5 protein-coding genes and 1 pseudogene are annotated in these 6,000 nt (G+C 68.0%); 2 read left to right on the top strand and 4 right to left on the bottom strand.

The genetic code is table 11. The features are described 5' to 3' along the window. Positions 1-163 precede the first annotated feature (163 nt). From LDL49_RS59590 to LDL49_RS52380, 3 genes and pseudogenes are all read right to left on the bottom strand, one after another. Positions 164-502, bottom strand: coding sequence for a transposase (locus LDL49_RS59590; RefSeq protein WP_225302452.1), 339 nt, complete (start codon positions 500-502; stop codon positions 164-166). Between the two features lie 514 nt (positions 503-1,016). Then, positions 1,017-2,114, bottom strand: a pseudogene (locus LDL49_RS59585) (transposase); the annotation flags it as partial. Between the two features lie 439 nt (positions 2,115-2,553). Next, complete coding sequence (locus tag LDL49_RS52380; protein WP_225302451.1) at positions 2,554-3,426, bottom strand: LysR family transcriptional regulator; 873 nt, start codon at positions 3,424-3,426, stop codon at positions 2,554-2,556. A 139-nt stretch (positions 3,427-3,565) separates the two neighbouring features. Between LDL49_RS52380 and LDL49_RS52375 the strand changes: the two genes are divergently transcribed. Both LDL49_RS52375 and LDL49_RS52370 read left to right on the top strand, forming a co-directional pair. Further along, a complete protein-coding gene (locus LDL49_RS52375) occupies positions 3,566-4,438 on the top strand; it encodes an NmrA family NAD(P)-binding protein (RefSeq protein WP_225302450.1) in 873 nt (290 codons plus the stop codon). Continuing rightward, positions 4,435-5,043, top strand: a complete 609-nt coding sequence (locus LDL49_RS52370; protein WP_225302449.1) for a dihydrofolate reductase family protein — start codon at positions 4,435-4,437, stop codon at positions 5,041-5,043. Before LDL49_RS52375 ends, LDL49_RS52370 begins: the two co-directional genes overlap by 4 nt. Before the next feature lie 74 nt (positions 5,044-5,117). On the opposite strand, the gene LDL49_RS52365 is transcribed toward LDL49_RS52370, so the two are convergent. Next, positions 5,118-5,708 carry a DUF4158 domain-containing protein gene (locus LDL49_RS52365; protein ID WP_225302448.1) on the bottom strand — a complete coding sequence of 197 codons (591 nt, stop codon included), beginning with the start codon at positions 5,706-5,708 and terminating at the stop codon, positions 5,118-5,120. Between the last annotated feature and the right edge of the window lie 292 nt (positions 5,709-6,000).

The raw sequence follows: 6,000 nt of genomic DNA, 5'->3' as shown, positions 1-6,000 counted from the left end.
ACCCTCACGGCCTTGTAGTGATCAGCAGCGACTCAGCACCGCACATGATCACTCAAGGCCGTCTCGTTGTCCGCGAAACGATCAAAGCTCCGCTCAGCGCAACAATCCGGACGATAAAGAACAAGCTCAGCTTGACTCTGTCGGGGATCTTGGACTGTCGATGTCAGCCGCTGGCGGCTCGCCAGGACTTCAGCCTGGGGATCCCTTGTTGGTCTAGGAAGTCCTGGAAGGCTGTTGGTGGTCGGGGCGGGGATGCTTCTCCGGTCGGTGGCAGGCGGCTGAGGCGCTCAATGTTCACGGCGATGGCCGTGAACACGTGCTGCAGGTGGGCCTTTGGCTGTCCCCGGTAGCGGCAGCGGCGCATACCGTGGCCGTGGGCGAACTCGTTGACGGTGCTCTCCACTCCGGAGCGCACCGCATAGCGGGCGTGCCATTCGGGCGTCTGCTGCTCGGCGCGGACACGGATTTGCAGGTCGCGGAGTTCTCGCGGGGGAAAGCCCACGTTCCGGGCCTGTTCTCGGGAAGTGGTGCACTTGGCACGGACCGGGCAGGGCTGGCACTGGCCCTTGGTTGAACCGCGCCACGATCAGCGGGGCCGCAGTGGGCGAGGAGGTCGGGTAGGGGCCGTGCCAGCCCCTACTGACCTGGCCCTGGGGGCAGGTCACCTGTCGGCGGTCGTAGTCGATATGGAAGTCATCCCGCCCGAAGCCTTCGTTCCTGCGGTGCTGGCGGGTGGGGTTGCCCGGCAGCGGTCCGGTGACCGTGATCTGGTGTTGTCGGGCGGCCTGTTCCAGGTGGACCAGGGAGGTGTGGCCGCCGTCGACAAGGTGCTCGGAGGGCAGCAGTCCGCGGCGCGCCAAGCGGGTGTGGATCGCGGGCAGGGTCTGGGCGTCGCTCGTGGTGGCCGAGAAGGTGGCCACATCTGTGATCACGTTTGCGCCGTCGCGCGTGCAGGTCTCGGTGGGATCGGCGGGCTTCTCCCAGGGGCGGCGCAGATCCTCGACCAGGCCGCGGGCCAGGCGGAGCTGGGTGTGGACGGCCAGGATCAGCCAGGTCCAGACGCCGGCAGCGCAGGGATCGCGCAGACGGGGCTTGGTCCAGCCGAGCCTCTGCTTGAGCAGGCGGAAGATGTGCTCAATGTCGAATCTGCGCAGAAACACCTGCCAGAGCCGGTCCACGTCGGCTTCGGTGGCGTCCACGCCCGACCACCACAGCCACACGGGCTTGGGGTCGCCGCCGGACGGAAGATGATCGACCTGCAGCCGGAGGACGGTGCCCTCGATGAGGGGTAGCTCGCCGGGGAATGCTTGCCAGGCAGCTCGGCGAGTCAGCATCGGATGGAGCCGGTCCCAGGCCTGTGCATGCGCGGTGCCGTACCGCGTGGTGTCTGTAACGGTCTGTGCCCGTGGGGTGTCCCAGGTGGCGCTGTCGCTGAACACGAACTCGCCACCATGCTTGGGCGGGCGGCCTCCGCAGGGGCTGGTCAGCAGGAACGCCTCACGGCAGGGCGCCGAGCGGCGCATCACCCGGTCCGAGCGCATCCGGCCCAGGATCTCCACCGGCAGGTCAGCCAGCAGGAACGCCAGACGGGGCACGTCGTAGCCGGCATCGATCACGATCAGGATGTCCCGGTCGCCCTCACGCTGCTGCCCAGCCTCGATCAGCCGGGTGACGACCTCGCGCAGCTGAACGGCGGTGATGGCGGCGACATCGGCGCCCGGCTCCAGCCGTACTGCATCCAGCAGCGCGGTCCAGGAGGTGCGGCCGGTCTCCAGCGCGGCCACGATCGAGTACGGCCAGCCGGGGATCATCTGATGCTCGTTCTTCCCTCGTCCATAGGTGTGACAAAACGAGCGGTCCGGGCAGGTGGCGGCGTCCGGCCGCAGCCACGTGCTCACGTCGGCCGCCAAGACGATCCGCCCGTCAGCGGCGCGCGGTAACGGCTGCATCGCCAGTGTCTTGCGGAAGCGGCCGATGTCGAACCGGCCATGGTTGATCCCGTCATACTGGGCGCCGTGCCCACGCCGGTGCTCGGGCGCCAGCGCCGGGTCCACCAGTGTTTTGACCGGCCCGTCGGTGCACAGCACTGCCTCCGGCCAACTCAAACAGCTCATCGGCGCGTGCGGTCCGCGACGTGAGGCTCGCATGACGCCGGCTGTGAGGACCGTCGTCCGGTACGGGTTGGCCGTGGCGACTGCGGCGAGCGGCTACATCCACGCGGATCTGTACGTGCACGGGTACCGCGGCATACACGTCATCGGACCGATGTTCCTGCTCCAGGCCGCCGGCTCGTTCGCCGTCGCACTTCTGTTGCTGGTCACGGGTACGGTGGTGTCGTTGCTGGGTGCGGCCGGGCTGGCCGGCGGCGCGTTGGTCGGGTTTCTCCAGTCTCGGACGGTCGGCGTCTTCGGTTTTGTCGAGCACGGCTGGCAACCCGCACCGCAAGCCGCGCTCACCATAGTGGCCGAGACGCTCGCCTTGCTGTTGTTGGCGTACCTCGTCGTTTTGCGCGGGCGCCGCCCCCGACGGAGGCAGCGACAGCAGCTCACCGCCCTACCGCACGGCGGTCGCGGCCTGAGTGAGGGCGTCGAGGAGTGCGGCGCTGGCGGGTGGATCGGGTGGTTCGCCGTAGGTGGCCGCGTAGATCCGGCGGGGTGGTGGCGGTAGCGGGGTGGCGGTGATCGCGGGGTGTTGATGGGCGCGCAGGGCCAGCCCGGGAATGGTGGTGACGCCCATCCCCGCGGCGACAAGGCTTTGTATGACGACCATGTCGTCGGTGGTGTAGGCCAGGCGCGGGGAGAAGCCGGCGCGTTCGCACATCTCGACGAGGTGGCGGCGGCAGCGTTCGCAGCCAGCGATCCAGGGCTTGCTCGCGTGGTCGGCGAGGAGGGTTCCGCCGCCGGTGGTGAGCAGGTAGAGCGGGTCGTCGAGCAGGTGGGTCAGGCGGACGGAGCCGTCCTCAGGGACGGTGTCGTCGTACCGGAAGATGACGGCAACGTCGACCTGGCCGGCCCGGAGCAGCTCCAGCGCGTCCTCGGGGTGGCTGTCGGTCAGGCCCAGCTCCAGGCCGGGATGCTGCCCGGCAAGGACGGTCGCCGCCTGCGGGACCAGTGAGCTCATGACGGAGTTGAAGGCGGCCAGCCTGACCCGGCCGGCGTTCAACCCGACCAGCGCGGCCAGTTCCGCGGTCGCCGAGTCGACCCGGCCGATGATCTCGGCCGCCCGGTCGGCCAGCAGGCGGCCGGCCGCGGTGAGCCGGATCCCGCGGCCCACCCGCTGGATCAGGTGGGCACCGACCTGCGCCTCCATCCTGGACAGCTGGTGGCTGATCGACGGCTGGGTGTACCGCAGCTCCTTCGCGGCCGCGGTCACCGAGCCGTGCCGCCGCACGGCGTCGATGACGCGAAGCTGTACCAGAGTCACCATGCATAAATTTTAGGCATGCGTCCAGGCGAGAATTGGCATTGGACGTATCGATCGTCACCCAGCATCGTCGTTACCGAGCGAAGGAGACAACGATGATGACGTTTGTGATCGCGGCCCTGATGCATGCGGTGCACCAGGGGTGAAAAACTACCAGTTGAGCGAGCGCCGGACGTACGTCGTCGTCGGCGCGACGGGCAAGACCGGGCGTGAGGTCGAGCGACACCTCATCAGCCATGGCCACGACGTACGGGCCGTTGCCCGCAGCCGCGGGGTCGGCGTCGATGACGCCGTGGCGCTTGAGCGTGCCTTCGAGCACGCCGACGGGGCGTTCGTGCTCGTTCCTTTCGACCTTGCCGGTGCGGACCTGCATGCTCGCGAAGATGCGATCGCGGAACGGCTCGAACGCGCCATCCGCCGCAGCGGCGTGCGCCGCGTGGTGCTGTTGAGCGGGCTGAGCGCGCACCTGCGCCGCGGCACATCCCTCGGCGCGGCGCTCATGGAGGAGCGGCTGCGCGGCTGCTCGGTTCCCGAGCCGATTGTTCTGCGCGCGGGCTGGTTCATGGAGAACTTCACCGACGGGCTCGGTTTCAGGGCACAGGCAGAGAACACCCGCGTGTTCCGCACCCCCTTCACAGCCCATCGGCCGATGCCGACGGTGGCCGCGCGCGATGTCGGGCAGCGGGCCGCCGAACTGCTGACGCAGCTCCATCCGCGACTTGGCGTCCACGAGCTCCACGGCCACGCCGACCTCACTATGACGGAGGCGACGGCGATCCTGGCGGAGGCCGCCGGACTCCCCGACGTGGGGTACGAGCAACTCAGCTACGACGCGGCGAGAGCGAGCATGCTCGCATCAGGCATGCCGCCGTCCTTCGCTGACGCGGTCGTCGAGACCGCCCGCAGCTTCAATGACGCCCAGCCGTGGGCGCTGGCACCTCGCGACGACGAGACCACGACGTCCACGTCCCTTCGGGACTGGGCGCGCGCCGCACTGGCCGGCGTTACCACATGAGCAGGCTCGTTGTGCAGATGCAGACATCCGCCGACGGCTATGTCGAAGCGGCCGACCCGGCGGTGCAATGGCAGCTCTGGGACTGGGGGCCAAACTGGCCGTGGGACGAGGAGCTTAAGCGAGACTTCAACGAGACGTTCCGCGCGGTCGACCGGATACTCCTCAGTCGCAAAATGGTCGAGCAGGGCTACATCGATCACTGGGCGCGAATCGCTGAGAGTCATCCCGACGAGCCCGACTTCGCCTTCGCCGGTAGGGTCGGCGACGCGGAGAAGATCGTGTTCTCCACTGCCGAAGGCGGTCATTTCCGATGGCCGCGCACCCGATGGGCAGCAGGCGGGCTTGCTGAGACCATCGCGCGTCTCAAGGCGGGGCCGGGCGCCGACTTGATCGCCTTCGGCGGCACGGGATTCGCCGCCGCCCTCGCCAGCGCGGGCGTGGTCGACGAGTATCAGTTCTACGTCAATCCAACAGCGGTTGGTCGCGGGGAGTCGCTGTTCCGGTCCGTCGCTGGTGGTCTGCGGCTTACGCTTGCCCGATCCAAGTCGTACGCGTGCGGCATGGTCGTGAACACGTACACACCGCGCGGACAGGCCAACCCGTGAACCCAGTCGTGAGCGCCAGCGCACCCCCGGACTGAATCCGCAAGGTAGGTCTGAGCAAATCCGAGCGCCATCGGTCAGATCCACTCTGCGAGCCGCACGTCAAGACGCCGGCCGCTCGCAACCTTCAACTGGATCGGACAGCGGCGCCGTGTCCCCGGGATGCGTGGGACGCGAACGTTGGACGCCATGGCGTCCAACGTGGAGAACGCCGGGAGCTCGTATCCCGCCTCGACCAGCTTCTCCAACGCGACGTTGATCAGGTCAGCCGGGTTGTTCTTCGACGCGGCCTCGTCCCGGATCGTCTCCTCGGCCAGTGCCCGGGCCCGCACGCCGTCGTAGGTCACACCGGTGCGCCGCCGCACCTGCGTACGGAGCTGCTGAGCCGTGCGCTCCGAGGCGTACACCGGCAGCGTCCCCTCCGACAGATCCACCACCCGCCGCACGAAGTCCACCACCACGTCCGGGACCTCCTCCCGCTTCGGGAAGCAGCCCATCCGTTGATACGACTTCAGCGCCACCAGCAGCGCGAGCTGGTGCTCGTAGGAGTCGGTGCCCTCAGCCGCCCAAGCCACCTCCTGGCTGGTCGGGGAGAAGAACAGATGCAGCTCCCGTGCGCTGATCAGCCGCTTGAACCGCGGATACGCGGTCCGCTCAATCGAGGTCATCCCTGACGTCCCACTCCACCCGATACCAACGCCAACGCGCCCACGTGATCTATGCGCATGCGCGACATCGTCTCCGGCCGGAACCAAAAGGGCAAAAAGCACATCAGGTAACGAAGTGATATCCAATGATCGCCACACCGGGCTGCTCGCCGCCCCAGCGACTCCGACGGGTCATCGGCAGGCGTCCTACCAGCCTGTACCGGCCGTACGCGGCAGCCTCGCTGTCACTCAAGAACTCAACTGGCATAGACGCCGAAAGTAGGGCAGGTCCTGCAGTCCGAGCGAGAGGAAG

The organism is Nonomuraea aurantiaca, from assembly GCF_020215705.1.
Classification (GTDB): Bacteria; Actinomycetota; Actinomycetes; order Streptosporangiales; family Streptosporangiaceae; genus Nonomuraea; species Nonomuraea aurantiaca.
The sequence above is the reverse complement of the archived record's forward strand: the minus strand, read 5'-3'. Positions and strand labels throughout refer to the sequence as shown.